The sequence below is a fragment of the Kineococcus rugosus genome (genome assembly GCF_050871975.1).
Lineage (GTDB): Bacteria > Actinomycetota > Actinomycetes > Actinomycetales > Kineococcaceae > Kineococcus.
Genome location: NZ_JBJLSJ010000007.1, coordinates 103,569 through 129,509, shown reverse-complemented (window position 1 = coordinate 129,509; position 25,941 = coordinate 103,569). Strand labels below are relative to the sequence as shown.

Annotated in this window: 23 protein-coding genes; 14 read left to right on the top strand and 9 right to left on the bottom strand. The window is 74.7% G+C overall.

Annotation, left to right across the window (positions count from 1 at the left end):
• Positions 1-15 precede the first annotated feature (15 nt).
• Entirely contained in the window at positions 16-1,278 is a 1,263-nt protein-coding gene (locus tag ACRYM6_RS05735) for an NRAMP family divalent metal transporter (RefSeq protein WP_432541771.1), read from the bottom strand.
• 175 nt (positions 1,279-1,453) lie between these two features.
• Here ACRYM6_RS05735 and ACRYM6_RS05730 point away from each other — a divergent pair, with 175 nt between their 5' ends.
• From ACRYM6_RS05730 to mprF, 9 genes are all read left to right on the top strand, one after another.
• Positions 1,454-2,125: a GntR family transcriptional regulator gene (locus ACRYM6_RS05730; protein ID WP_432541770.1), complete on the top strand. Its 672-nt coding sequence runs from the start codon at positions 1,454-1,456 to the stop codon at positions 2,123-2,125.
• Positions 2,126-2,324: 199 nt separating this feature from the next.
• Positions 2,325-4,310: an ATP-dependent zinc metalloprotease FtsH gene (gene ftsH / locus ACRYM6_RS05725; RefSeq protein WP_432541769.1), complete on the top strand. Its 1,986-nt coding sequence runs from the start codon at positions 2,325-2,327 to the stop codon at positions 4,308-4,310.
• Positions 4,307-4,912 (top strand): GTP cyclohydrolase I FolE, encoded by a 606-nt coding sequence (folE, locus tag ACRYM6_RS05720; RefSeq protein WP_432510370.1) that lies wholly within the window; start codon positions 4,307-4,309, stop codon positions 4,910-4,912. Before ftsH ends, folE begins: the two co-directional genes overlap by 4 nt.
• Positions 4,909-5,748, top strand: a complete 840-nt coding sequence (folP, locus tag ACRYM6_RS05715) for a dihydropteroate synthase (RefSeq protein WP_432541768.1) — start codon at positions 4,909-4,911, stop codon at positions 5,746-5,748. Before folE ends, folP begins: the two co-directional genes overlap by 4 nt.
• Complete coding sequence (gene folB, locus ACRYM6_RS05710; RefSeq protein WP_432541767.1) at positions 5,745-6,158, top strand: dihydroneopterin aldolase; 414 nt, start codon at positions 5,745-5,747, stop codon at positions 6,156-6,158. The genes folP and folB overlap by 4 nt, the downstream gene beginning before the upstream one ends.
• Positions 6,155-6,619, top strand: coding sequence for a 2-amino-4-hydroxy-6-hydroxymethyldihydropteridine diphosphokinase (gene folK / locus ACRYM6_RS05705; RefSeq protein ID WP_432541766.1), 465 nt, complete (start codon positions 6,155-6,157; stop codon positions 6,617-6,619). The genes folB and folK overlap by 4 nt, the downstream gene beginning before the upstream one ends.
• Entirely contained in the window at positions 6,616-7,080 is a 465-nt protein-coding gene (locus ACRYM6_RS05700; protein ID WP_432541765.1) for a DUF3180 domain-containing protein, read from the top strand. The genes folK and ACRYM6_RS05700 overlap by 4 nt, the downstream gene beginning before the upstream one ends.
• Positions 7,077-8,264: an aminotransferase class I/II-fold pyridoxal phosphate-dependent enzyme gene (locus ACRYM6_RS05695; protein ID WP_432541764.1), complete on the top strand. Its 1,188-nt coding sequence runs from the start codon at positions 7,077-7,079 to the stop codon at positions 8,262-8,264. The genes ACRYM6_RS05700 and ACRYM6_RS05695 overlap by 4 nt, the downstream gene beginning before the upstream one ends.
• Positions 8,265-8,391: 127 nt before the next feature.
• A complete protein-coding gene (gene mprF, locus ACRYM6_RS05690) occupies positions 8,392-10,905 on the top strand; it encodes a bifunctional lysylphosphatidylglycerol flippase/synthetase MprF (protein WP_432541763.1) in 2,514 nt (837 codons plus the stop codon).
• A gap of 13 nt (positions 10,906-10,918) precedes the next feature.
• Here the strand turns inward: mprF and ACRYM6_RS05685 are convergent, their stop codons facing one another.
• The 3 genes from ACRYM6_RS05685 to ACRYM6_RS05675 all read right to left on the bottom strand — a co-directional run bounded on the left by ACRYM6_RS05685 (position 10,919) and on the right by ACRYM6_RS05675 (position 14,517).
• Complete coding sequence (locus ACRYM6_RS05685; protein ID WP_432541762.1) at positions 10,919-11,950, bottom strand: endonuclease/exonuclease/phosphatase family protein; 1,032 nt, start codon at positions 11,948-11,950, stop codon at positions 10,919-10,921.
• Positions 11,951-11,962: 12 nt separating this feature from the next.
• Complete coding sequence (locus ACRYM6_RS05680) at positions 11,963-13,201, bottom strand: glycosyltransferase (RefSeq protein WP_432541760.1); 1,239 nt, start codon at positions 13,199-13,201, stop codon at positions 11,963-11,965.
• Positions 13,202-13,350: 149 nt separating this feature from the next.
• Positions 13,351-14,517, bottom strand: a complete 1,167-nt coding sequence (locus ACRYM6_RS05675) for an ABC transporter ATP-binding protein (protein ID WP_432541759.1) — start codon at positions 14,515-14,517, stop codon at positions 13,351-13,353.
• Between the two features lie 89 nt (positions 14,518-14,606).
• Between ACRYM6_RS05675 and ACRYM6_RS05670 the strand changes: the two genes are divergently transcribed.
• Both ACRYM6_RS05670 and ACRYM6_RS05665 read left to right on the top strand, forming a co-directional pair.
• Positions 14,607-15,122 carry a PH domain-containing protein gene (locus ACRYM6_RS05670; protein ID WP_432541757.1) on the top strand — a complete coding sequence of 172 codons (516 nt, stop codon included), beginning with the start codon at positions 14,607-14,609 and terminating at the stop codon, positions 15,120-15,122.
• Positions 15,119-16,588 carry a PH domain-containing protein gene (locus ACRYM6_RS05665; protein WP_432541756.1) on the top strand — a complete coding sequence of 490 codons (1,470 nt, stop codon included), beginning with the start codon at positions 15,119-15,121 and terminating at the stop codon, positions 16,586-16,588. Before ACRYM6_RS05670 ends, ACRYM6_RS05665 begins: the two co-directional genes overlap by 4 nt.
• Before the next feature lie 3 nt (positions 16,589-16,591).
• Here ACRYM6_RS05665 and ACRYM6_RS05660 read toward each other — a convergent pair whose 3' ends face one another.
• From ACRYM6_RS05660 to ACRYM6_RS05650, 3 genes are all read right to left on the bottom strand, one after another.
• Positions 16,592-18,070, bottom strand: a complete 1,479-nt coding sequence (locus ACRYM6_RS05660; protein ID WP_432541755.1) for a SulP family inorganic anion transporter — start codon at positions 18,068-18,070, stop codon at positions 16,592-16,594.
• A gap of 61 nt (positions 18,071-18,131) precedes the next feature.
• A complete protein-coding gene (locus ACRYM6_RS05655) occupies positions 18,132-18,305 on the bottom strand; it encodes a hypothetical protein (RefSeq protein WP_432541753.1) in 174 nt (57 codons plus the stop codon).
• 97 nt (positions 18,306-18,402) lie between these two features.
• Positions 18,403-19,110, bottom strand: a complete 708-nt coding sequence (locus ACRYM6_RS05650) for a methyltransferase domain-containing protein (protein WP_432541752.1) — start codon at positions 19,108-19,110, stop codon at positions 18,403-18,405.
• 293 nt (positions 19,111-19,403) lie between these two features.
• On the opposite strand from ACRYM6_RS05650, the gene ACRYM6_RS05645 reads away from it, so the two are divergent.
• Together ACRYM6_RS05645 and ACRYM6_RS05640 are read left to right on the top strand one after the other, a co-directional pair.
• Positions 19,404-20,543 (top strand): glycosyl hydrolase, encoded by a 1,140-nt coding sequence (locus ACRYM6_RS05645; protein WP_432541750.1) that lies wholly within the window; start codon positions 19,404-19,406, stop codon positions 20,541-20,543.
• A 20-nt stretch (positions 20,544-20,563) separates the two neighbouring features.
• The gene (locus ACRYM6_RS05640; RefSeq protein WP_432541749.1) at positions 20,564-21,907 is read left to right on the top strand and encodes an MATE family efflux transporter; all 1,344 of its coding nucleotides are present in this window, start codon (positions 20,564-20,566) and stop codon (positions 21,905-21,907) included.
• A gap of 65 nt (positions 21,908-21,972) precedes the next feature.
• Here the strand turns inward: ACRYM6_RS05640 and ACRYM6_RS05635 are convergent, their stop codons facing one another.
• Positions 21,973-22,566: a serine O-acetyltransferase gene (locus ACRYM6_RS05635; protein ID WP_432541747.1), complete on the bottom strand. Its 594-nt coding sequence runs from the start codon at positions 22,564-22,566 to the stop codon at positions 21,973-21,975.
• Positions 22,563-24,020, bottom strand: a complete 1,458-nt coding sequence (locus tag ACRYM6_RS05630) for a hypothetical protein (protein WP_432541745.1) — start codon at positions 24,018-24,020, stop codon at positions 22,563-22,565. Before ACRYM6_RS05630 ends, ACRYM6_RS05635 begins: the two co-directional genes overlap by 4 nt.
• 435 nt (positions 24,021-24,455) lie before the next feature.
• Between ACRYM6_RS05630 and ACRYM6_RS05625 the strand changes: the two genes are divergently transcribed.
• Positions 24,456-25,883, top strand: a complete 1,428-nt coding sequence (locus ACRYM6_RS05625) for a GumC domain-containing protein (protein ID WP_432541743.1) — start codon at positions 24,456-24,458, stop codon at positions 25,881-25,883.
• Positions 25,884-25,941 lie beyond the last annotated feature (58 nt).

Sequence of the window (25,941 nt, the reverse complement as noted above, 5' to 3'; positions counted from 1 at the left end):
CCGGGCGGGGGCGGGTCAGGCGGTGAGGAAGTCGAAGACGGGGCCGATGGACCGCGAGGCCATGTAGTAGCTGATGGCCAGCGCGATCGTGCCGACGACGAGCAGCCACACCGGGTACCGGTAACCGCCGAGCACGTCGCGCTGGCGGAACCAGCCGATGTAGAGGAACACCGTCATCCCGATCGGCAGGATCAGCCCGTTGAAGCCGCCCACGAACACCAGCAGCGCGGCCGGCGCGGTGCCGATGGCCAGGTAGACGGCGAGCGAGACGACGATGAAGCCGACGGTCGTCAGCTGCAGCGGCCACCCGCCGGACAGCTTGCGGGAGAAGGTGGAGAGGAACGTCGAGGACGTGTACGCGGCGCCGATGACGGAGGTGATCGCGGCGGCCCAGAAGATCGCGCCGAAGACGCGGATGCCGGCGTCGCCGAGCACGGCGCCGAAGGCCTGCCCCGCGGGGTTGGCCGCCTGGCCGGACAGGTCGAGCGCGACGCCGGAGGCGACGACGCCGAGGATCGCCAGGAACAGCACGTACCGCATGACGCCGGTGACGAGGATGCCGGTGACCGAGGCGCGGTGGACGTCGCGGACGTGCTCGACGCCGGTCTGCCCGGAGTCCAGGTAGCGGTGGGCCCCGGCGTAGGTGATGTAGCCGCCGACGGTGCCGCCGACGATCGTGGTGATGGTCGCGAAGTTGACCGTGTCGGGCACGAAGGTCTGCCGGAAGGCGTCCCCGACGGGCGGGGCGGAGACGAACGCCACGACCACGGTCATGACGATCATGCCGACGCCCAGCACCAGCACCACGCGGTCCACGACGGTCCCGGCGCGCTTGAACAGGAAGATCGCGATGGCCAGCGCGCCGGTGACCAGGCCGCCGACCTTGGGGTCGAGGCCGAGCAGGGCGTTCAGGCCCAGCCCGCCGCCGGCGATGTTGCCGATGTTGAAGGCCAGGCCGCCCACGACGATGAGGACGGTCAGGACGTGGCCGCTGTAGGGCACGGCGCTGTTGGCCAGGTCGCCCGCGCGCTTGCCGGTGACCGTGATGAGCCGCCAGACGTTCATCTGGACGGCGAAGTCGATGAGGATCGAGATCAGGATCGCGAAGGCGAAGGCCGCCCCGAGCGTGGCGGTGAACGTGGCGGTCTGGGTGATGAAGCCCGGTCCGATGGCGGAGGTGGCCATCAGGAAGATCGCGCCGATGACCGGGCCGCGGCGGGACCGCCGGCTCGTGCTCAAGGCGGGGGTGCTGCTCTCCTGCACTGGCTGGTCGGACATGCGTGCTCCCCGGGGACGTGGCGTCGCTGCCTGGAGGCAGCACTCTGGCACCGCTGGTTGCCGAACACAATGGCGGACTTTGTTGAACAACATGTTGCGTCGTGTTGCGTTCGTGTGACATCACTGATCGACGGGCGTCCCCGCCCCGGCGCCGGCGGCCACCTACGATGGCGGGGTGACCCCCACCGCCGCGCTGTCCCCCGAGGCCGTCGAGGGGGGCGGCACCCTGGCGGAGCTGCTCAGCGCCCGGATCGCCGCGGGGGAGTTCCGCCCGGGCCAGCGCCTGTCCGAGTCCGCGCTGGCGCAGCGCTTCTCCGTCTCCCGCAACACCCTGCGCGAGGCCTTCCGCGTGCTGGCCGAGCAGGGCCTGCTCGAGCACGTCCCGCACCGCGGGGTCTCGGTGACCGCGCCCCGGGTGGCCGACGTGCTCGACATCTACCGCGTCCGGCGCCACGTCGAGGCCGGGGCGCTGGCCCGGGCCGACGCCCAGCACCCGGCGACCGGCCGGATGCGGGCCGCGGTCGAGGCGGCGGACACCGCCGTCGCCGCGGGGGACTGGGCGGGCGTCGGGACGGCGAACATGGCCTTCCACGAGGCGCTGGTCTCGCTGTCCGACAGCCCGCGCCTGCTGCGCACCCACCGGCAGCTGGCGGCCGAGCTGCGGCTGGCCTTCCTCGTGATCGGCGACCCGCAGGCCCTGCACGGCCGGTTCGTGGCCCGCAACCGCGCCGTGCTCGACACCTTCCTCGCCGCCGGCGGCGTCGCGGCGGCGGCCGAGCTGGAGGCCTACCTGACCGAGTCCGAGCGCACGGTGCTCGGCGCCTACGCCCGCCTCGGGCTCGACTGACGCCCGCCCGACCGCCCGCCGGCGGGCGTACGCCGACGGCGAAACCGCGGGGACGGGACGGAACAGGGGCGTGGTCCCGCCCGTTCGAGCTGCGTAGGACCTGCGGCGACGGACCGTGGGCGGCCCGTCGGGGCCGCGGTGTACCGTCGAACGTCAGGCTGGTTCGAGCAGGAGGGACAGGGGGCGACCCCTCCATCTGATGCCCAACACTCTCAAGCGCATCGTCCGTGGTCCGTGGCTGTGGATCGTCGTGGCCATCGCGGCCGTCGCGATCGGTGCCTCCTTCTTCGCGTCCAGCGGCACCGCGGAGGTCTCCACGACCCGCGCGCTGAAGCTGATCCAGGACGGCAAGGTCCAGAGCGCCACCCTGACCGACGGCAACCAGCGCATCGACCTCGAGCTGAAGTCGGGGGAGACCGTCGAGGGCGCGACCACCGTCCGCTCGTACTACATCGCCCAGCGCGGCTCGGCGGTCCTGACGGCCCTGAGCGACAACCCGCCGCCGGACGGGGTGACCGACGAGGTCCCCACGACCAGCGTGCTGCAGTCGCTGCTGTTCACCGTCGGCCCGATCCTGCTGCTCGTCCTGCTGTTCTGGTTCCTCATGAGCCAGATGCAGGGTGGCGGCAACCGGGTCATGCAGTTCGGCAAGTCCAAGGCCAAGATGATGACCAAGGACACCCCGAAGACGACGTTCGCGGACGTCGCCGGGGCCGACGAGGCCGTCGAGGAGCTCTACGAGATCAAGGAGTTCCTCGAGGACCGCGAGAAGTTCCAGGCCGTCGGCGCCAAGATCCCCAAGGGCGTGCTGCTGTACGGCCCGCCCGGGACCGGCAAGACGCTGCTGGCCCGCGCCGTCGCCGGTGAGGCGGGCGTCCCGTTCTACTCGATCTCCGGGTCCGACTTCGTCGAGATGTTCGTCGGCGTCGGTGCCTCCCGCGTCCGCGACCTGTTCGAGCAGGCCAAGGCGAACTCGCCCGCGATCATCTTCGTCGACGAGATCGACGCCGTCGGCCGGCACCGCGGTGCCGGGCTGGGCGGCGGTCACGACGAGCGCGAGCAGACGCTGAACCAGCTCCTCGTCGAGATGGACGGTTTCGACGTCAAGACCAACGTCATCATGATCGCGGCGACGAACCGCCCCGACATCCTCGACCCGGCGCTGCTGCGCCCGGGCCGGTTCGACCGGCAGATCGCCGTCGAGGCCCCCGACATGGAGGGCCGGCACAAGATCCTGCAGGTCCACGCCAAGGGCAAGCCGATGGCGCCGGGCACCGACCTGCTGTCGGTGGCGCGCCGCACCCCCGGGTTCTCCGGCGCCGACCTGGCCAACGTCCTCAACGAGGCCGCGCTGCTGACGGCCCGCGCGAACGCCAAGGTCATCGACGATGCCGCCGTGGACGAGGCCATCGACCGCGTGATGGCCGGCCCGCAGAAGCGCACCCGCCGCATGAGCCCGCAGGAGCTGAAGGTCACCGCGTACCACGAGGGCGGGCACGCGCTGGTGGCCGCGGCGCTGCCGAACACCGACCCGGTGACGAAGGTGACGATCCTGCCGCGCGGCCGCGCCCTCGGGTACACGATGGTGCTGCCCACCGAGGACAAGTACTCGACCTCGCGCAACGAGATCCTCGACCAGCTCGCGTACGCCCTCGGCGGCCGCGTCGCCGAGGAGCTCGTGTTCCACGACCCGACGACCGGGGCGAGCAACGACATCGAGAAGGCCACCGGGATGGCCCGCAAGATGGTCACCCAGTACGGCATGAGCGAGCGGATCGGCGCGATCAAGCTGGGCCAGGGGCAGGGCGAGGTCTTCCTCGGCCGCGACATGGGCCACGAGCGCGACTACTCCGAGGGCGTCGCCGGGATCGTCGACGAGGAGGTGCGCCGGCTCATCGAGGCCGCGCACGACGAGGCGTGGGAGATCCTCGTCGAGCACCGCCCCGTCCTGGACGCGCTCGTCGTCGCGCTGCTGGACAAGGAGACCCTCAACCAGGCCGAGCTGGCCGAGATCTTCGCGCCCGTCGTGAAGCGCCCGCAGCGCCCGGTGTGGCTGTCCTCCGAGCGGCGGCACGTCTCGGACATCCCGCCGGTGAAGGGCCCCGACGAGGGGTCGCTGAACGGTCACGCCGGGGGTTTCCAGACCCCGGTGAGCTTCGAGGACGGGACGAACGAGCAGCCGTGAGCACGACGGGGACGCCCGCCGCGGACGGTCGGGCGTTCGACCGGGTGCGGGCCGAAAACGCGGTCCGGGAGTTCCTCCTCGCCATCGGTGAGGACCCGGACCGCGAGGGCCTGCGGGACACCCCGGCCCGGGTCGCGAAGGCGGCCACCGAGCTGTTCTCCGGCCTGTGGCTGGAACCGGCCGACGTCCTCGTCACCGACTTCGGCCTCGAGCACGACGAGCTGGTGCTGGTGAAGGACATCGAGGTCCAGTCGACCTGCGAGCACCACCTGCTGCCGTTCCACGGCGTCGCGCACGTCGGGTACATCCCCGGCGAGCACGGCCGCGTCACGGGCCTGTCGAAGCTGGCCCGCCTGGTCGACGTGTACGCGCGCCGCCCCCAGCTCCAGGAGCGGCTGACGACCCAGGTCGCCGACGCCCTCGTCGAGCACCTGCACCCGCGCGGCGTCATCGTCGTCGTGGAGGCCGAGCACTCCTGCATGACGTACCGCGGGGTCCGCAAACCCGGCGCGAAGACCGTCACCTCGGCCGTGCGGGGGGCGCTGCGCAACGCCGCCACCCGCGCCGAGGCGATGAGCCTCATCGTCGCGGGGCACCGGTGAGCGACCTCCTGGCGCCCGGCCCCACCCGGGTCGTGGGCGTCCTGAACGTCACCCCGGACTCCTTCTCCGACGGCGGCCGGCACACCGGCGACCCGGTGGCCCGCGGGGTGGCGCTGCGCGCGGCGGGCGCCGACCTCGTCGACGTCGGCGGGGAGTCCACCCGCCCCGGCGCGACCCGGGTGGACCCGGCCGAGGAGCTGCGCCGGGTGCTGCCCGTCGTGGAGGGCCTGGTCGCGGCGGGCGTCCCGGTCAGCGTCGACACGATGCGCGCCGCGACGGCCCGCGCGGCCGTCGCCGCCGGCGCCGTCGTCGTCAACGACGTCTCCGGCGGGCTGGCCGACGAGGACATGGCCGCCACCGTCGCCGGGCTCGACTGCGTCTACGTCCTCAGCCACTGGCGGGGGGCCTCCGACGTCATGGGCTCCCTGGCGGTGTACGGGCACGTCGTGGACGAGGTGCGGGCCGAGCTCACCGCTCGCCTGCACGCGGTGACGTCCGCGGGCGTCGCGCGCGAGCGGGTCGTCCTGGACCCGGGCCTGGGGTTCGCCAAGACCGCCGAGCACGACTGGGCGCTGCTGGCCGGGCTCGACGACCTCGCCGGGCTCGGGCTGCCGCTGCTCGTGGGCGCCTCCCGCAAGCGGTTCCTCGGGGCCCTGCTGGCCGTGGACGGCGAGGTGCCGCCGCCGTCGGGCCGGGACGCCGCGACCGCCGCCGTGTCGGCGCTCGCCGCGGCGCGCGGGGTCTGGGGCGTCCGGGTGCACGACGTCCCCTCCAGCGTCGCCGCCGTCAAGGTGGCCACGGCGTGGGCGGCGGCCCGGGGCGGGGTCCCCGCGTGAGCTCCCTCGACGCCGCCGGCCCCGTCCTCGACGCCCACGGCCGGGTCCTGGACCGCGTCGTCGTGCGCGGGCTGCGCGGCGTCGGCCGGCACGGGGTCCTGCCCCCCGAGCGCGAGCTGGGCCAGCCGTTCGCCCTCGACGTCGCGCTGCACCTGGACACCCGGGAGGCGGCCGCGGGCGACGACCTGGGCGCGACGGTGAACTACGGCACCCTCGCGCTGGAGCTGCTCGCGCTGCTGGAGGGGGAACCGGTCGCCCTCGTGGAGACCCTCGCGCAGCGGGTCGCGGACACCTGCCTGGCCGCCTCGGAGCGGGTGCGGGCCGTCGACGTCGTCGTCCACAAGCCGCAGGCGCCGATCCCGGCGGTGTTCGACGACGTGGAGCTGGCGATCCGGAGGACCCGACCGTGACCCGAGCCGTCCTCGCCCTCGGCGCGAACCTCGGCCACCGCGCCGCGACGCTGCGCGCCGCCGTCGACGCCCTCGCCGCGACCGGCGGCGTCACCGTCGAGGCGGTCTCGACGTTCGTGGAGTCCGCCCCCGTGGGGGCCGTGCCCGACCAGCCCGACTTCCTCAACGCCGTCGTCCTGGTGCGCACCACCCTCGGCCCGCACGAGCTGCTCGCCGCCGCGCACGCCGTGGAGGCCGCCCTCGGCCTGGACCGCGCGACGAAGGTGCCCGACGGCCCGCGCCCGATCGACGTCGACGTGATCGTGCACGGCGACGCGGTCCTGGACGAGGACGGGCTCGTCCTGCCGCACCCGCGCGCCCACGAGCGCACCTTCGTCCTCGGCCCGTGGCTGGAGCTGGACCCCGACGCCGAGCTGCCCGCCGGCCGCGTCGCCGACCTGCTCGCGGGGCTGGGCCGGTGAGGCCCTCGCGCCCCGGTCTGCTCGTCGGGCTGGGGTTCCTGGCCGCCGTCCTGGCCTGGTCGGGGCTGCAGGTGTGGGTGTCCTCCGGGCGCGCCGAACCGGACCTGATGTGGCGCACGCCCCCGACGATCGCGCTCCTCGCGGTCACCGTCCTCGGCGTCGGCTGGCCCGTCAAGCAGTGGGTGGACGGGGACAAGGCCCGCCGCATCGACGCCCTGCGCGCGGCCCGCACCGCGGCGCTGGCCAAGGCCGCCTCGGTGGCCGGGGCCCTGCTCGTCGGGGTGTTCCTGGGCTGGGGCGTGCACTACCTGCCGACGGTGCACATCGCCGCCCGCCGCGGCGAGCTGTACGTGGCGGGCGCCGGCGTCCTCGTCTCGGTGCTGCTGCTCGTCGCCGGGCTGCTCGTCGAGCGCTGGTGCCGCGTCCCCGCCGACGACGACGACCGGGGGGCGCGCGCGTGAAGCTGTCGACCCGCGCCGCGACGACCGAGCCGTTCCACGCCCTCGCGTTCGGCCAGCAGGCCGCGGCGCTGGAGGCGCAGGGGCACCACGTCGTGCGGCTCAGCATCGGCGAACCCGACGTCGGCGCCCCGCCGGACGTCCTCGCCGCCATGCGGGACGTGATGGACGGCCGCCCGCTGCCGTACACCCCGGCGCTGGGGCTGCCGCAGCTGCGCGCCGCGATCGCCGCCGACTACCGCGCCCGGCACGGCGTCGAGGTCGACCCGGCCCGGGTCGCGGTCACCTCCGGGGCGTCGGCGGCGCTGCTGCTGGTGCTGGCCGCGACCGTCGACCCCGGCGACGACGTCCTGCTGGCCGACCCGTCCTACCCGTGCAACCGGCAGCTGGTCTCCACGTTCGGCGGGCGCGCGCTCACCCTGCCCACGGGCCCGGACCAGCGGTACCAGCTGAGCGTCGGCGCCCTGCGGGACGCCTGGACCGACCGCACGAGCGCGGTGATGGTCGCGTCCCCGTCGAACCCGACCGGCACGTCCGTGCCCGCCGCCGAGCTCGCCGCGATCTGCGCGGAGGCCGCCCGCCGCGACGCCTGGCGCATCGTCGACGAGATCTACCTCGACCTCGCCGACCCGGCCCCCGACGGGACCGCGGCCCGCACGGTCCTGACCGCCGACCCGGACGCGGTCGTCGTGGGCAGCTTCTCGAAGTTCTTCGGGATGACGGGGTGGCGGCTGGGCTGGGCGGTCCTGCCCGCCGAGCTCGTCGCGCCGGTGGAGCGGCTGGCGCAGAACTACTTCATCGCCGCCTCCACCCCCGTGCAGCACGCCGCCCTGGCCTGCTTCACCCCGGCGTCGCTGGCGCTGTGCGAGGAGCGCCGCGTCGAGTTCACCCGCCGCCGCCGGCTCGTGCTGGACGGCCTGGCCGACCTCGGCCTGCCCGTGCCCGTCGAGCCCGACGGCGCGTTCTACGTGTACGTCGACGTCAGCGGGACGGGCCTGGACGCGTGGGAGTTCTGCGCCCGCGCCCTCGCCGGGCACCACGTCGCCCTCACCCCCGGCCGCGACTTCTCCGACGCCACCGCCGCGACCCACGTCCGGCTGTCGTACGCGGCGTCGGCGGCGGAGCTGACCGAGGGCCTGCGCCGCATCGGCGCGTTGCTGGCGGAGGTGGGGGCCGGGTCGCCCTAGGGTGTGCCCGCGGCGGCCCGCCCGCCGCTCCCGATCCCCCCCGTCGACCCGTTGGAGTGCGCCCGGTGCGTGCCACGCCGTCCCGGCGCCCGTCAAGGAAACCGCCCGCCGTGCCGAGGCAAGGAGCGTGAGCCTCCCGACCCCGGCCCCGTCCGTGCGCCGCGTCCTGACGCTCGTGCTCGGCGTGGGGCTGCTCGTCGCCGCCGTCGCCCTGCTGCACCGGACGTTCCGCCACCACCCGTGGCACCAGCTCGGCGACGACCTGCTGGCCCTGGGGCCGGTGACGGTGCTCACCGCCGTCGCCGCGACCGCCTGCTCGTACCTGACGATGACCGGCTACGACGCGATGGCGCTGCGGCACGTCGGGCACCGGCTGCCGTTCCGGCGGTACGGGTTCGCCTCGTTCGTGGCGACCGCGTTCGGCAACAACCTGGGGGCCTCGGCCGTGGTGGGGGCCGCGCTGCGGGCCCGCGCGTACGCCGCCTGGAAGGTCCCCGGCGCCACCATCGCGCGCATCATCGGCTTCAACCTCCTCACGCTGGCCCTCGGCGCGGCGGTCCTGGTCGGCGGCGGGATGCTCCACGACCCGGCCGGGGTCGGCCGGGCCCTGCGCCTGCCCCCGCCGGTGGTCCTGGCCCTCGGCGCCGCGGTGCTGGCCGCCGTCGCCGCCTACCTCGGCTGGGCCGTGGTGACCCGGCGGCCGATCGGCTGGCGGCAGCGGCGCGTCGTCCCGCCCGCCCCGCGGCTGGCGGTGGCGCAGGTGGTCCTGTCCACCTTCGAGTGGCTGACGATGGCGGCGGCGCTGTACGTGCTGCTGCCCGCCGGCGCCCGCCCCGGGTTCCTGGCCTTCGCCGTCGCCTTCGCCGTGGCGACCGTCGCCGGGCTGGTCAGCAACGTGCCCGGCGGCCTGGGCGTGTTCGAGTCGACGCTGGTGGTGCTGCTGGGGGCGAGCACCTCGCCCGCCGACCTGGCCGTCGCCCTCGTCGCGTACCGGCTCGTCTACTACGTCCTGCCGCTGCTGCTGGCCGCGGTGCTCCTGGCCGTCCACGAGGTGCGGCAGCTGCCGCTGCCCCCGCTGCGCCGGCCCACCCTGCGCCGGCCCACCGTGGACGCCCCGTTCGTCCTGGCCCTCGTGGTGGCCGCCGCGGGCGTGTTCATGCTCGTCGTCGGTGACCTGCCCTGCCCGGCCGAGGTCGACCTGTCCGCCGTCACCATCAGCCTCGCCGGGCTGGCCGCGCTGCTCACCGCCCGCGGTCTGCGCCGCCGGCTGAAGGGGGCGTGGGCGGCGACGCTCGCGCTGCTGACCGGGGTCACGGTGGTCGCCGCCGGCCACGGCGACGTCGCGCTGTCGGTGGTGACGGCGGCCCTCGCCGGGCTGCTCGTCGCGACCCGCTCGGTGTTCTACCGCGGGGCGTTCCTGTGCCGCCGCCAGACCCTCGTGGTGCCGGTCGTGGCGGTCGTCCTCGTCGCCGGTGCGGTGTGGTGGTCGGAGTCGAGCCGGTTCACGCCGGTCGACGCGCCCCTGCTGACGGCGCCCTTCGCGGGCGGCGCCTCGGCCGCCGACCGGGTCGCGATGGCCGCCGGGATCCTGGGCGTGTTCCTCGGGATCCGGTGGATCTCGCGCGCCACGACGGTGCGCCGCGGTGTCGCGGACCCCGCGGAGCTGGACCGGGTGAGCGACATCGTCGCCCGCAACGGGCGCTGCCTGTCGCAGCTGGCGTTCACGGGGGACAAGCGGTTCTGGTTCAGCCCCGGCGGCGAGGCGTTCCTCATGTACCAGGTCTCCGGCCGCAGCTGGATCGTCATGGGCGACCCGGTCGGGAACCCCGCCGACTTCCGCGACCTCGTCGCGGACTTCCTCGCCGAGATCGACCGGCACGACGGTCGGCCGGTGTTCTACAACGTGCGCCCCGACCACGCCGACCTGTACCAGGGGTTCGGCCTGAGCCTGGCCAAGCTGGGCGAGGAGGCCGTGCTGCCGCTGGCGGACTTCTCCTTCGCGGGCAAGGCCCGGACGAACCTGCGCAACTGCCGCAACAAGTCGCAGAAGCTGGGGATGTCCGTCGAGTTCGTCGCCCCGCAGGACGTCGAGCCGCTGCTGCCGGAGCTGCGGGTCGTCTCCGAGGCGTGGCTGGGGCACCGCAACGGCAAGGAGAAGCGGTTCTCCCTCGGCGCCTTCGACGAGGAGTACGTCGCGCGGTTCCCGCTGGTCGTGGTGCGCCAGGAGGAGCGGGTCATCGCGTTCGCGACGCTGTGGATCGGCGCCGACGACGGCGAGGTGCAGGTCGACCTGATGCGCCGGCTGCCCGACGGCCCCCGCACCGTCATGACGTACCTGTTCGTCGAGTGCATCGCGTGGGCCCAGGAGAACGGCTTCACGTCGTTCAGCCTGGGGATGGCGCCGCTGGCCGGGTTGAGCACGGACGACTCGGCGTCGCTGTGGGACCGCCTCGGGCACCTGGTGTGGACCCGCGGCGAGCGGTTCTACAACTTCAAGGGCCTGCGGGAGTTCAAGCAGGGTTTCCTGCCGCAGTGGCGGACCTGCTACGTCGCCGCGCCCGGCGGGTCGGACCTGCCGAACGCGATGGTCGACGTGGTCACCCTCGTCGGCGGCGGCCTGCGCGGGGTGCTGCGCGGCTGACCCCGCGCGGGGTTCAGGACGGCTCGGAGGGCCAGGCCAGGTCGGCGATCACGGGGGAGTGGGTGCTGCCCCCCGGGGCCCCCTCGCGGGTCGCGACGGGGTCGAGACCGGACACCAGCACCACGTCGACGCGGGCGAACCCGGGGGAGCGCCCCCGGGTCAGGCCGGGGCGGGTGCCCACGGCGCGGTGGACGTCGACGAGCCCGTGCGAACGCAGCTCCCGCAGGGGTTCGTTGAGCTCGGCGGAGTTCAGGTCGCCGGCCACGACGACCGCCTCCCCGGCCGCGCGGCGCTCGGAGGCGAGGTCGGCGAACCGGTGGGCCTCCCCGACGCGGACGCGGGCGGCGTTCGCGGTGTCGCCCGCGGGGCTGTACTTCTCCGCCGACGCCGAGCAGAACAGGCACGGCGAGGCCAGGTGCACCGAGACGACCGCGAGGCGGCGCCCCTCGACGTCGAGGGTCACGACGTCCGCGGCCCGGGCCCCCTCGGGCAGGCCGGTCACGGGGTCGACGGACACGATCGGGTGCTTGGACCAGACGGCGACGCCGTCGCCCTGGATGCTCGACTTCGCGTAGCTGCGGTAGGGGTACCGGCCGCCGAACCGCTCGTCGTACGCGGCCCGCGACGACCTGGCGATCTCCTGCAGCGCGAGGACGTCGGGGTCCTGGTCGCGGACCAGCGCGGCCAGCCCGTCGACGCCGTGCCAGGCGGAGGTGTTGAACGTGGCGACCCGCAGGTCGGGCGTCGCCCCGGCCGGTGAGAACCGGTTCACCACGTACGGCCCGGCCAGCGCCCCGGCCGCGACGGCGGGGGCGGTCACGGCGGCCAGGGTCCGCCGGGAACCGGCCGCCGCGGCGAGCGGCACGAGCACGAGGGACGGGGCGAGCCACCACGCGGCGAACAACCCCAGGACGTAGCTGACGGCGTTCCCGTCGGAGAACACCAGGACGACGGCGAGGGCGAGCGTCGCGCAGATCCCGTACGCGACGGCGAGGGCGTGGAGGGTGCGGCGCCACGCCGGGCGCCGTTCAGGCGTCGGTGGCACGCGGCCATCTTGCTACACCGCCCCGGGGGCCAGGGCGCGGGTGGGCACGGCCCGCGGCAGCGAGCGCAGCGCGTAGAGCTCCTCGAACCGGGCCAGCGTCACGCGCTCGTCGTGCCCGGAGGCGATCTCGACGCTGCGGGCGGCCATCCGGGCGTGCAGCCCGCCGCCGTCGGCGCGGTCGCCCAGGACGAGGGCGAGGCGGGCCGCGAGCACCGCCGGCTGGGCGTGCGGGAAGAGGAAGCCGTTGTCGCCGTCGCGCACCAGGTGCGGCAGCGCGCAGGCGTCGACGCCCAGGACGGGCAGCCCCGAGGCCATGGCCTCCAGCACGACGAGCGACTGGAGCTCGGCGGTCCCGGCGTTGGCGAACACGTCGCAGGCCAGGTACGCGGCGGGCAGGTCCTCCTCGGGGACGAAACCCGTGGAGACGACGCGGTCGGCGACGCCGAGCTCGGCGGCCCGTTCCAGCAGCTTCGGCCGCAGGGCGCCGTCGCCGACGAGCAGCAGCTGCGCGTCGAGGTCGGGGCGGACGGTGCGGACCAGCGCGAGGGCCTCGACGAGTTCGCCGACGTTCTTCTCCGGCGCGAGCCGGCCGACGTACCCGACGGTGGGGCGGTCCGGGACGCCGTAGCGGGCCCGGAAACCCCGCCGCAGCTGCCCGGTGGGGTCGGGGGTGAACCGCCGCAGGTCCATGCCGCAGGAGATCGGCAGCACGGGGCCGGGGATCCCGGCGCGCTCGGCGAGCGCCGCCGCGTACGGGGTGGGGGCGGTGACGACGTCGGCGCGGGTGAACACGGCGGCGGCGTCGGCCCAGGCCCACTCGTGCAGCCTGCGCTGCACGGCCTTCCCCAGCGGGACGTGGTGGGTGAGGTTCTCGGGCATGAAGTGGTTGGTGGCGACGACGGGGACGCCGAGCCGGTTGGCGGCGCTGACGAGGGCGCGGCCGACGAGGAAGTGGCTCTGGACGTGCACGACGTCGGGGCGGACGGCGCGCAGGACGCGGGTGGCGGCGCGGACGAGCCCGACGGGCGGGCAGAACCGCAGGCCGGTGCCGCCGACGCCGACGGGCACCGCGGGCAGGCGGTGCTCGGTGACGCCGGTGGGCAGGTGGGTGGTGGTGGCGCGCAGCCCGCGGGCGGGGGCGACGACGTGGACCTCGTGGCGGGCGCTCAGCCCGGCGGCGAGCCGCTGGGCGAACGTGGAGGCGCCGTTGACGTCGGGGGCGTAGGTGTCGGCTCCGATGAGGATTCGCATGGGGAGATCGAACCGCCGGGGGGTGTCCCGGGGCATCGGACCGGGGGACCGTTCGGGACGGCACGTCGGGCTCACGGGTCGTACCTCCGGGGTAGGGGCTCGTCCTCCCACCCTCCCCGGTGGTCGTGCGCCGCGGGGCGTCGCGGGGGTTACGGGCCGCCGACGTCCCGGCGAAGAGCGGTGTGCACGACGTCGGCGGTGAGCGCCCCGACGTACCCGCCGCGGTCGTCGAGGACGGGCAGCAGCGGCGCGTCCTGGGCCAGCAGCGCGGAGAACGCGGTGCGCAGGTCGGCGTGGTCGCCGACGGTGGCGGTGAAGGGGCGGACGACGTCGCGCACGCGCGCGTCGCGGGAGCGGGCCGCGGCGCGCAGCCGGCCGCGCGGGACCCAGCCGACGACCTGCCCGCCGGACAGGACGACGGCCACGTCCCCGCGGTCGACGTCGAGGGCGGTGGCGGCGTACGCGGCGCCGTCCTCGGGGGCCAGCACGAGGGGTTTGGCGAGGTCCTCGACGCGGACGGGGGTGACGGCGAGCCGGCGCAGCCCGCGGTCGGAACCGGTGAACTCGACGACGAACTCCGAGGCGGGCGCGGACAGCAGGGTCTGCGGGTCGGCGAGCTGCTCCAGGACGCCGCCGCCGGAGAACACGGCGATGCGGTCGGCGATGCGGACGGCCTCGTCGAGGTCGTGGGTGACGAACAGGACGGTCTTGCGCAGGTCGGTCTGGATGCGGCGGAACTCGCTCTGGAGGCGGTCGCGGACGACGGGGTCGACGGCGCCGAACGGCTCGTCCATGAGCAGCACGGGCGGGTCGGCGGCCAGGGCGCGGGCGACGCCGACGCGCTGCTGCTGGCCGCCGGAGAGCTGGGCGGGGTAGCGGTCGCCGTAGGTGGCGGGGTCGAGGCCGACGAGGTCGAGGAGGGCGTCGACGCGGCGGTCCTGGGCGGCGGGGTCCCAGCCGAGCAGGCGGGGGACGGTGGCGACGTTGCGGCGGATCGTGCGGTGCGGCAGCAGGCCGCCGGCCTGGATGACGTACCCGATGCCGCGGCGCAGGGTGACGGCGTCGACGTGGGTGGTGTCGCGGCCGTCGACGACGATGCGCCCGCCGGAGGGCTCGACGAGGCGGTTGACCATGCGCAGGATCGTGGACTTGCCGCAGCCGGAGGGGCCGACGAGGGCGACGAGCTCACCGCGGCGCACGGAGAACGTGAGGTCGGTGACGGCGGGGGAGTGGTGGCGGCCGTACCGCTTGACGACGTTCTCGAACCGGATGACGTCGTCGACGCCGGTGTCCAGCTCCTCACTGTCGGTGATCACCGGTTCAGCCTCCCCGACGACTCCGGGGGTCGGCAACGTGAGACGTTCGGGGGACGGTGCCCCGGGCACCCTTCTGGGAGGGTGGGGGCATGGCCGAGGTGAACCCCCTCCCGCAGGCGATCGTCGACGAGCCGTTCGCGCCCGGCGACGTCGTCTGGCAGCGCATCGACCCGAAGTGGGCGACGGCGCAGCGGCTGGTCGGGGGGATCGTGTTCGGGGTGATCACGGTCGTCGTGGCCGTGCTGGCGGTCCTGCTGACGCCGTGGATCTGGCTGGGCCTGGTGCTCGTGCTCCCGCTGTGGCTGTGGGACTACCTGTGGGCCGCCCGGCAGGTGCGGGCGTGGGGGTACGCCGAGCGCGACGACGACCTGCTGGTCGTCAAGGGCATCATGTTCCGCTCCCTGGTCGTCGTCCCGTACGGGCGGCTGCAGTACGTCGACGTCGAGGCCGGGCCCGTCGACCGCAGGTTCGGGCTGGCGAAGGTGCAGCTGCACACGGCGTCCTCGGACTCCGACGCGGCGATCCCCGGCCTGCCGCCGGCCGAGGCGGCGCGGCTGCGCGACCGGCTCGCCGCGCGCGGTCAGGCCCGGCTGGCGGGGCTGTGAGCGGGCCCGCCGACGAACTGGCCGTCGAGGTCGTCCCCGACGAGGTCGCCGTCCGGCTCGACGCCGGCACCCGCGCGGTCCTGGCCGACCCGGGCTGGCGCAAGCTGCACCCGGTCACGCCGGTGCTGCGGGCGTGGAAGGTCGTGGCCGCGGTCCTGGCGGTCCTGGTGGGGCAGAACCTCGACGACGTCCTGCGGCTGGACCTGCCCGGCTGGGTCCTGGCCCTGTCGATCCTGGGCGGGCTGCTGCTGCTGGCCGTGGTCGGCGCCGTCTACTCCGCGCTGGCGTGGCGGCGCACCCGCTACCGCATCGACGCCGAGGCCGTGCACGTCGAGCGGGGGATCGTGTGGCGCCAGCAGCGGCGCGCGCAGCTGGACCGGCTGCAGGCCGTCGACGTCGTCCGGCCGCTGCTGGGCCGGTTGTTCGGCCTCGCCGAGCTGCGGCTGGAGGTCGCCGGCGGGTCCGGCAGCAAGGTGTCGCTGGCGTACCTGAAGGAGGAGGAGGCCCAGCGCGTGCGGAACGCGCTGCTCGCGGCGGCGGCCGGGGTGGTGGTCGCCGAGGGCGAGGACGCCCCCGAGGCGCCGCAGCGCGAGGTCGTGGAGGTCCCGGCGACGCGCCTGATCGCCTCGACGCTGAAGTCCGGGATGACGATCTGGATGGTCGTGGGGCTGATCGGCATCGGCATCGGCTGCTGGTTCGCGAGGAGCCTCACCCCGCTGTTCGCCTCCGGCGCGGGGATCCTCGGGCTCGTCTCGGCGGTGTGGTCGCGGTTCAACACGGGCTTCAACTTCACCGTGGCCGACTCCCCGGACGGGCTGCGGATGACGCACGGGCTGCTGGAGCAGCGGTCCCAGACCGTCCCGCCCGGCCGCGTCCAGGCGCTGCGGATCACCCAGCCGCTGCTGTGGCGGCGGTCGGGGTGGTGGCGGGTCGAGGTCAACGTCGCGGGGTACTCCTCCGACAGCGGCAGCGCCTCGGAGCAGAGCACGACGCTGCTGCCGGTGGGGACGCTGGAGGAGCTGGGCCACGTGCTGGGGATCGTGCTGCCGCAGCTGGGGACTGCGCACGAGTCCCCGCTGGAGGTCGTGCGCGCCGGGCTCACCGGGTCGGGCACCGACGGGGGGTTCACCCCGGTCCCGCGGCAGGCCCGCTGGCTGGACCTGATCAGCTGGCGCCGCCGCGGGTACCTCGTCACCGAGCACGCGTTCCTGTCGCGCGGCGGGCGCATCGTGCGGGGGCTGGACGTCGTCCCGCACGCCCGCACGCAGAGCCTGGGCCTGACGCAGGGGCCGCTGCAGCGCCGGCTGGGCCTGGCGTCCGTGCGGCTGCACTCCACCCCCGGCAAGGTCACCCCCCGCGTCGACCACCTCGCCGAGCACGTCGCGGCACGGCTGCTGCGCGAGCAGACGGAGCGGGCGCGGGTCGCGCGCGCCGGGTCCGGGCCCGAGCGGTGGATGACGCGCTGAGCGTCAGTCGCCGCTGACCCGGCCGGCGAGGCGGCCGTGCAGCGCGGCCGTGGCGGGGTTCATCCCGGTGATGACGGCCTCCTTGCCGTGCTCGGCGTACTTGCGGCTCACGGCGTCGAGGGCGGCGATGGAGCTGGCGTCCCACACGTGCGCGTCGCTGAAGTCGATCGTCACGCGGTCGGGGTCGCCGGCGTAGTCGAACTGCGTCACGAGGTCCCCGGAGGAGGCGAAGAACACCTGGCCGTGGACCGTGTAGGCCCCGCCCTCGCCGCGGACCTCGACGAGGTGCGCGACGCGGCGGGCGAACAGCACGCACGCCAGCAGGGTCCCGCCGAGCACGCCGTAGGCGAGGTTGTGGGTCAGCAGCACGATGACGACGGTGACGAGCATGACGCTGGTCTCGCTGCGCGGCATGGCCCTCAGCGTCGCGGGCCGGACGCTGTGCCAGTCGAAGGCGCCGTAGCAGACGAGGAACATCACGGCGACGAGCGCGGCCGTCGGGATCTGCGCGACGACGTCGCCGAACACCACGACCAGCACCAGCAGGAAGGCGCCGGCGAGGAACGTCGACAACCGGGTGCGGGCCCCGGAGACCTTCACGTTGATCATGGTCTGGCCGATGACGGCGCAGCCGCCCATCCCGCCGAACAGCCCGGTGAGGATCTGCGCGGTGCCCTGGCCGACGCACTCGCGCGCCTTGTTCGAGCCGGTGTCGGTGAGCTCGTCGACGAGCTGGGCCGTCATGAGGGACTCCATGAGCCCCACGAGCGCGACGCCGACGGAGAACGGCGCGATGGTCCGCAGCGTGTCCAGGGTCAGCGGGACGTCGGGCAGCCCGAGCGCCGGCAGCGCCCGGGGCAGGTCGCCGTCGTCGCCGACGGTGCGGACGTCGACGTGCAGGACGACGGTGAGGACGGTCAGCAGCGCGACGGTGACCAGCGGGGCCGGGACGGACTTCACGAAGCGCGGCACCACGACGAGCAGGGCCAGGCCCGCGACGAGGACGGCGTACCCGGTGACGCCCGCGCCGCGCAGGTTGGGCAGCTGGGCCAGGAAGATCGAGATGGCCAGGGCGTTGACGAAGCCGGTGGTGACGCTGCGCGGGACGAAGCGCATCAGCCGGGCCACGCCGAGGAGGCCGAGGGCGATCTGCAGGACGCCCGCGAGCAGGATCGCGGCGACGAGGTACCCGACGCCGTGGCTGTGCGAGAGCGGGGCCACGACGAGCGCGACGGCGCCGGTGGCGGCGGAGATCATCGCCGGGCGGCCCCCGACGAAGGCCGTCGTGACGGCCATGACGAACGAGGAGATCAGCCCGACGCGCGGGTCGACCCCGGCGACGATCGAGAAGGAGATGGCCTCGGGCACCAGGGCGAGCGCGACGACGAGGCCGGCGAGGACCTCGGTGCGCAGCACCCGGGCGGACCGCAGCCACGACGGCCGGCGCAGGGCAGCGCCGGGCGGGGCGGGGGCGGAGGGCACCGACGAACTCTAACCTCGCGTCAGGGTGGCCCCCGCCGGGCGGCCCGCCCGGCTCACCCGATCAGCGCGGCCGGCCCGCTCCCGTGCCGCCCGCGCCGCCGCGGAACTTCGAGACGGCGTCCGTGAGCTTGCGCCGCGTCGCGGGGTCCTTCAGGGCGCGCTGCGCCTGCTGCGCGACCCGCCTGCCCTCGGGCGACTTCAGGAACTGCCCCAGCTTGCCCACCAGGCCTGCCACCGTGACCTCCTCCTGCGCGTTCGCGCTGTGCGCTCGGTGCGCTCCGTCCGTGAGGGTCCAACGGTGCCGCCCGCGGGGCGGTTCCGCGAGTCGGCGCCTACTTGCGCAGGACGACGGCGACGTCGGTGACCGCGAACAGGAACGTCCCGGCGCGCGCCGCGCGGCGCAACCCCTCGACCCAGCCCGCGGCGCGGCCGGCGAGGTCGGGGTCGTCGCCGGCGGCGGCGAGGATGCCGGTGGCGACCTTCCAGGCCACCGACCCCTCGTCGAAGCGGCGGTGCGGGTCGGCCCAGGAGTGCACGGACTCGACGGTGAAGGGGCTGGCGGCGGCGTGCCGCAGCAGCTTGCGGCCCGCGAAGCCGTCGGTGCGGGCGCCGCGGGCGGGCACGTGGGCGACGAAGCGGTCCAGCAGCTCGCGGGTCAGGTCGTCGTCGTCGCTGGTGAACAGCGCGGTGTCCCAGTCGGAGTGGGCCAGGACGGCCGTCCCGCCGGGGCGCAGGACGCGGTGGACCTCGTGCAGGTGGGCGCCGACGTCGGCGAGGTGCTCGACGGCGTTGAGGGTGACGGCCGCGTCGACGCTGCCGTCGTCGAGGGGGAGGTGGTCCAGCTCGGCGATGTGGGCGCGCACCCGCGGGTCGAGCAGGAGGTCGTCGTCGAGGGCGGAGCCGACGTCGACGGCGTGGACCAGGCGCGGGCCGGCGGCCAGCAGCGCGCGGGTCGTGCGGCCCTGCCCGCAGGCGAGGTCGAGGGCGACCGACTCCGGGGCGATGGCGGCGAGCTCGGCGACGTTCTCGAATCGGCCCACGCCGGAAGCCTACGATCACGGGCCGCGTCCGCGTCCCGGAACGGGATCGGCGCCTCGTTCCCTCACCGCCGGTACCGGCTCCGGAGCTGACCGTGACGGCGGTCGGCCACCCGGTCGAAGATTCGGTGAACGGCCACTCTCACGTGGCGTCAAAGTGTCGCGACCTCACCTACAGTTCCAGCAGCACCGACCAGCGGGTGCTCGCATGGCCGGGGGGCGGTGCGGTCGACGGCGACGGGGGTCCGGCAACGCCGGCGACCCCTGTCCGAGGGGGAAGGCGGAGTCGCGCAGTGGTGGACACGACGCACCAGGAGAGCCCCGCGACCGGTGGCCCGCAGGGGCCCCGCCGGCACGGGCGACGCAAGGTCATCGGCGCCGGGATCGGCGTCCTGGCGGTCGCCGCCGCCGGCGGTGGCGTCTACTGGGCCACCCGCGACGGCGGCGACCCCGTCGTGCGGACCCCCGCCCCGGACTGGACGCCCAAGGCGCACGTCCCCGCGAGCGACCTCGACACCAAGTGGGTCGGCATCCAGACCCACGACACCGCCGCGGCCGCCGCGTTCGGCGAGTGGCTGGGCCGGCCGCTGGACGTCGTCGTCGTCTTCAACTCCGACGCGAACTGGGCCGCGATCTCCGGCCCCTGGTTCGCGATGGTCCCCACCGAGGGCCAGGACTGGGGCCAGTGGGTCCGCGACGCCCCGGACGAGCGCACCCTCGTCGTCTCCACCGGCCTCGTCCCGGCCGACCCGCCGGACGACTGGCGCGAGCGCGGCGCGGCGGGGGAGTACGACGAGCACTGGCGGTTGTTCGCGTCCAACCTCGTGTCCAAGGGGCTCGGCTCCTCGATCGTCCGCCTCGGCTGGGAGCTCAACGGCGACTGGTACGAGACGCACTACATCGGCGAGACGCAGGAGAAGCGCGAGCAGTGGAAGGCCTACTTCCGCCGCATCGTGGAGACGATCTCGGCCGTGGAGGGCGCGGCCTTCGAGATCGACTTCAACATCGCCGAGGGCCAGCAGGACTCCGTCGTCATCGACGAGATGTACCCCGGCGACGACTGGGTCGACATCATCGGGGTCGACGTCTACGACTCCTACATCTCCCCGATCGACCCGACCGCGCGGTGGGAGGAGAAGGACTCCCGGGTCAACAGCCTGTCGGCCGTCATCGCCTTCGCCCACGAGCACGACAAGCCGATCAGCATCCCCGAGTGGGCCATGGTCGCCGAGGGCAGCACCCAGGGCGGCGGGGACAGCCCGGAGTTCATCGACCAGATCGCCGACGCCGTCGTGAGCGCGGAGGTCCGCTACCAGGCGTACTTCAACGTCCCCGACGGCGGGGTGGGCATGACCCTGGCCGACGCCCCGAACGGCTCGGCCACCTTCCGGCAGCGCTTCGGCGCTTCGGGTGACGCCGGGCCGACCGACGCGTGACGGCCGGTAACCTCGACGGCGTGACGGAGGTCGAGCAGGCGGTTCCGGGCGGCGGGTCCGGCCCGCTGGGCAAGCTCCGCAAGCTGCGCAGCGCGGGCATGACCCGCAGCCTGTGGAACATCGGCGACCAGGTCGTCGCCAGCGCGAACAACTTCCTCATCCAGTTCGTCATCACGCACGCCTTCACCAAGGACGTCTTCGGCGCGTTCGCCATCGCCTTCTCGGTGTTCTCGATCTCGACCGGGTTCTTCCGGGCGCTGTCGACCGCACCGGTCAGCATGCGCTTCGCCGACGCCGACGACCGCGAGTTCTCCCGCGCCGCCTCCTCGTCGGTGGCGCTGACCGTGGCCGGCAGCGCCCTCGTCGGCGTCGTCCTGGTGCTGCTCGGCCTGTTCGCGCCCTTCACCGAGTCGCTGTCGCACGTCTTCGTGGCGCTCGGCTTCGTCCTGCCCGGCCTGATGCTCCAGGACGCCTGGCGGCAGGTGTTCTTCGCCCGGCTCCGCCCCGCCGGGGCGTTCTTCATGGACGTCAGCTGGGTCGCGCTGCAGCTGCTCGGCCTCGGCGGCCTGGTCCTGTTCACCGACGAGGCGGACATCGCCGCGTACACCGCGGTGTGGGGCGGGGCGGCGTACCTGGCCTCCCTGCTCGGGCTGCTGCTCATGAAGCTGCGCCCGCGGCTGTCGATGGTCCGCGCCTGGCTGCGCGAGCAGGCCGACGTCACCCGGTACCTCGTGCCCGAGTACGTCATCATCCAGACCGGCGGGCAGCTCGCGCCCGTCCTCGCCGCGGCCGTCACGACGATCGACGCGGCCGGGTCGCTGCGCGGGGCGAACCTCGTGACCGTCCCGGCCACCATCGTCTCGACCGGGCTGATGAGCTTCGCCGTCCCCGAGCTGGTGCGGCGCCGCGCGCGCATGACGCCGAGGACGTGGCAGCTCGCCGCGGTCGCCGTCTCCGGGATCGTCGTCAGCGTCGGCGTGGTGTGGGGGGCGGTCCTGCTGCTGCTGCCGACCTCCGTCGGCGAGCTGATCCTCGACGACACCTGGGCCGGTGCCCGCACCGTGCTGCTGGCGACCATCGTGGGCCAGGCCGGTTCCGGCGTCACCGTCGGCTGCGCCGCGGTGCTCTACGCCACCGAGGGCGCGAAGGTCACGATGCGCCTGCACCTCGTCTTCGCGGTGTTCCTCATCGCCCTGTCGACGGTCGGGGCCTTCACGTACGGCGCGCAGGGCACCGCGTGGGGCATCGCCGCCGCCTTCTGGATCGTCGCGCCGTGGTGGCTGGTCTCGGTGCGCCGGCACGTGCGCTCCCTGCCGCCCGAACCGGCGCCCGAACCGGCGCCCGGTCCGGCCGACCCGGCCTGACCCGGCCCCGCACGCAGGACGCCCCCTCCGGCCACGGCCGGAGGGGGCGTCCTGCGTCCAGCGGCTCAGACGGCGCTGGGGGTGACCCCGGCCTCCCGCGCGAGCGCGTCGAGGCGCGGGTCCGACCCCGGCCGCCGCGGGCGGCTCGTCGCGGGCACCCCGACGGCGACGTGGTCGGCGGGGACGTCGCGGGTGACGACGGCGTTGGCGCCGATGACCGCGCGGTCCCCGACGGTGACCCCGCCCAGGACGCAGGCCCCGGCGCTGATGGTGACGTCGTCACCGATCGTCGGCTGCCCCGGCGTGGAGCCGTCGCCGAGGGTGACGTTCTGGTAGATCCGCAGCCCGCGGCCGATGCGCACGTCGGGCCCGATGACGATGCCGGTGGAGTGCATGAGGCACAGCCCCGGGCCGATCCGCGCGAACGGGGAGATCTCCGCGCCGGCCGACCGCAGCGCCCGGGCCTGCAGCAGGAGCGCGGCGGGCGTGAACCGGGGCGCGAGGACCTGCGCGGCCCGCAGTTGCACGACGGCCCGCACGCGCGGCACGAGCGCGACGCGCGCCGCGACGTCGGGCAGCCACGACCGGGTGGGGCGGCCCTGCGGCTCGACCATGTGCTCCAGGTCGCCGCGCAGGGCGGCGAGGGGACGAGGGCTCAACGGTTTCCTCCGGGGTTCCACGCGGGGACGGTGACGGCGACGGACGGTTCGGCAGCCCGGTCGCGCTGCTGCCGCTCCCGGACCGACAGTTCCGTGCGGCGGCCGACGAACAGGACGGCCATCGGCAGCAGCACGTAGAAGATGTTCGCCGCGAGGAAGCTCGAGGAGGTCACGGCGTTGAGGAAGATCCCGGCGAGCGCCACCGTCGGGGACGGCGACCGGCGCACGACGGCGACGTAGAGGAACACCCCGGCGAGGACCGAGGCGGGGACGCCGTACTCCAGGACCATCTTCACGGCCCCGGCGAAGCTGATCGGCAGCCCGGTGGCGGCGAAGATCTGGTCGGAGATGCGGTCGGCCATGCCGGGCCCGAGGCCGGTGAGGATCGACCACGGGTCGCTGGACCAGCGTTCGAGCAGGTACTCGTAGGGCTGGACGAACCGCAGGCTGCCGGAGGAGTTCGTCTCCCCGGCCTCGCCGGTGCGGCTGAGCAGGATGGAACCGACGGGGGAGAGCAGGGCGGCGACGCCGGCGACGGCCAGGACGACCGCCGCGCGCACGGCCCACCCGCCGCCGCGGCGCACGGCCAGGACGAGCAGCCCGAAACCCAGGACCATCATCCCGGTCCCGGTGACGGTGGCGACCAGCGCGACGGCGAAGACGGCGACGCGCCAGTACTGCCGCCCGCGGCTGAGCACCGACAGCAGGGCCAGGGCGAGGAACTGGGAGAACACCGACGGCTCGACGAACACGAACGCGTTGGCCTTGATGACCGGCGACCCGTACTCGATCGGGTAGGAGGTGTTGTAGCCCAGGAACAGCAGGTCCCTCGGGACGACGGTGGCCAACAGGTCGGTGTACGTCCAGACCCCCGCGAACTGCACGAGCATCTGCACGATCCCGATGCCGGCGAACACCAGCATGAACGCCTCGAAGCGCTGCTGGACGCGCGGGAACAGGTGCAGCCGGCGTTCGTCGACGCGGAAGCACAACGCGGCCCAGGTGACGACCAGCAGCAGCAGTGAGGTGAGCGAACCCGTTCCGCGCCAGGCGATGTCGACGAGGGCGAACACCGACAGGGCGCCCATCGCGAGGGCGTAGGTGCGCACGGCGGCACCGTCCTCGCGCACGAGCCCGTGGTAGGCGAGGTAGCCCAGGACGGCGGCGACGACGACGAGGGTCACCGGGACCGGCGAACCGAGGGGCAGCGCGATCCGCTGCAGGACGGTGAGCGCCACGATGACGACGGTCACGCCGACCATGACGCGGGCGTCGGCGGTGCTGGTGGTGCGGGGCGCGTCGGGGCGGCGGCGGGCCGTGACGTGGCTCGAGGGGTCGTCGGGTTCGGGCGCGGCGGCCCCGGCGGGCAGTCCCGGCGTCGCGGGCCGGACCGTCGGTGCCGGTGGTCGCAGCCCGCCGGCGTGGTCACCCGTCAGGTGCAGCGCGTCGTCCACGCGTCGATCCCCCCGTTCGTCGGCGTGCCCGCCGGGCGAGGGGCGGATCGTCCCTCGCCGAGCGTGCCGTCGCGGTCCCCCCGCGGGGGTTCATGCTAGGCCGAACCCGCTCGCGCCCGGGGCCGCTCGGGGACCCCCGGCGGCCGATCGGGCGGTGCCGGGGGGAGTCTGCGTGACAACTTCACACGTTCGCAGCACACCCCTCACCCCCGTTCGGCCGCCGGTGTGACAAGGCTCCGCGCAGCCCCGGAAGAGGTGCAATAGTGGCGCCCGCAGCAGTCGCCGCGTGCCCGATCACGCGGTGTGGGTGGACCTCAGCACTGAGTAGCGGAGCGGTGGGGGCCGCGAGGTCGGACCGACTGCTCGCACCGAGGGGGGCGCTGTCCTGCGTCACGTCAGGGAGAGGACTGGTAGTCGGTGACAACGAGCTCGCACGTGCGGAGCGGTTCTGGTGCGTGGGGTGCCATCAGCCGCCAGCGGTGGAAGATCCTGGTGGTCGCCGTCCTCATGGCCGTCCTGGGGTACGTCCTGCCGTCGCAGCTGCTGACCCCGTCCTACCAGGCCACCTCGACCATCACGCTGTCGAAGGACCGGCCCTACGACCCGACCACGTCGAACGCCTCCTCGCTGGGCGACCCGACGAAGTGGGCGACCCTGCAGGCCGCCGTCGCCGGCTCCGAGACGGTCCTGACCGTCGCCGGCCAGACGCTGCCGACGACGCTGCAGGACACCTTCCGCGACGGCCTGGACATCGTGGCCGTCGACGAGAGCAACCAGATCACCGTCACGGCCACCGCCGGCGACGCGCAGGACGCGGCGACCATCGCCGACGCCGTCGCCGTCGCCTACCAGACGGTCAACACGCAGAAGGTGCAGCAGGCCACCGCCAACGCCCTCACCGCGGTCGGCGACGACACCGCCCAGCAGCAGCAGATCAACCTCAACGCCAGCGCCTACGGCAACGGGATCTCCGTCCTGGACGCCGCCACGGTCCCGACCGCGGCCGCCCCGCCGTACGCCTGGCAGATCGCCGTCCTGGCCGGGCTCATCGGCCTGTTCGCCGCGGCCGGGGCCGTCGCCTGGCGCGCGCACCTCAACCAGCGCGTCGACACCCCCCCGCTGGAGGGCGTCGCCGAGCTCGGCCGCTGGAACGCGGTCCCGCGCGGCCGCGGCATCGGCGACCAGAACTCGGTGGAGTCCCGCAACGCGGGCATCGTCCTGGTCGGCCTGCAGCACCTGGGCCACCTGCGGACCCCGCGCCTGGAGGTCTCCAGCGTCCTGGTCACCGCCGCCAGCGGCAACGCCGGCGCGCTCGCGACGGGTCTGGCCGCCTCGGCCGCCCGCGCCGGCCGCCGCGTCGTCCTGGTCGACGCCGACGAGGCCGGCAGCCGGCTGGGCGCGTTCGGCGCCCCCGTCGCCGACGCCGACCAGCGCGTCCTGCCCGAGCGCCGCTGGAGCGACGAGATCCACCCGTGGGTCATCGGCGGCGGCGCCGTCGTCGGCGTCCTGCCCCTGGAGGCCCGCTCCCTGCAGCCGCACGTGGTCGGCGCCGGGGTGCGGCACCTCGTCGAGGCCGGGTACCTGGTCATCTTCGTCGGCGGCTCCGTGGTGACCTCCCCGGTCGCCTTCGCCGTCGCCGGTGAGGTCGACGCGGTCCTCGTCCAGATCGACGCCGAACCGCGCGCCGAGGTCGTCAGCAAGACCGTCGCGCAGCTGTCCATCGCGGCCCCGGCCGTCGTGGCGCAGGTCGTGGTGGGCGACACCAGCGGCGGGAGCCCGGCCACCGGTGACCGCGCCGAGCCGCTGCGCCAGCGCCCGGTCGCCCCGCCGCAGCAGGCCCCCGAGGTCTCCCGCCGCGGCTGAACCCCGCCCCGCACGCACGACGGGCCGGTCCCCTCCCGGGGGACCGGCCCGTCGTGCG

Coding starts and splice junctions, on each gene's coding strand:
- ACRYM6_RS05735 (WP_432541771.1), bottom strand. CDS start 1,278: ATGTCCGACCAGCCAGTGCAGGAGAGCAGCACCCCCGCCTTGAGCACG.
- ftsH (WP_432541769.1), top strand. CDS start 2,325: ATGCCCAACACTCTCAAGCGCATCGTCCGTGGTCCGTGGCTGTGGATC.
- ACRYM6_RS05680 (WP_432541760.1), bottom strand. CDS start 13,201: ATGCGAATCCTCATCGGAGCCGACACCTACGCCCCCGACGTCAACGGC.
- ACRYM6_RS05670 (WP_432541757.1), top strand. CDS start 14,607: ATGGCCGAGGTGAACCCCCTCCCGCAGGCGATCGTCGACGAGCCGTTC.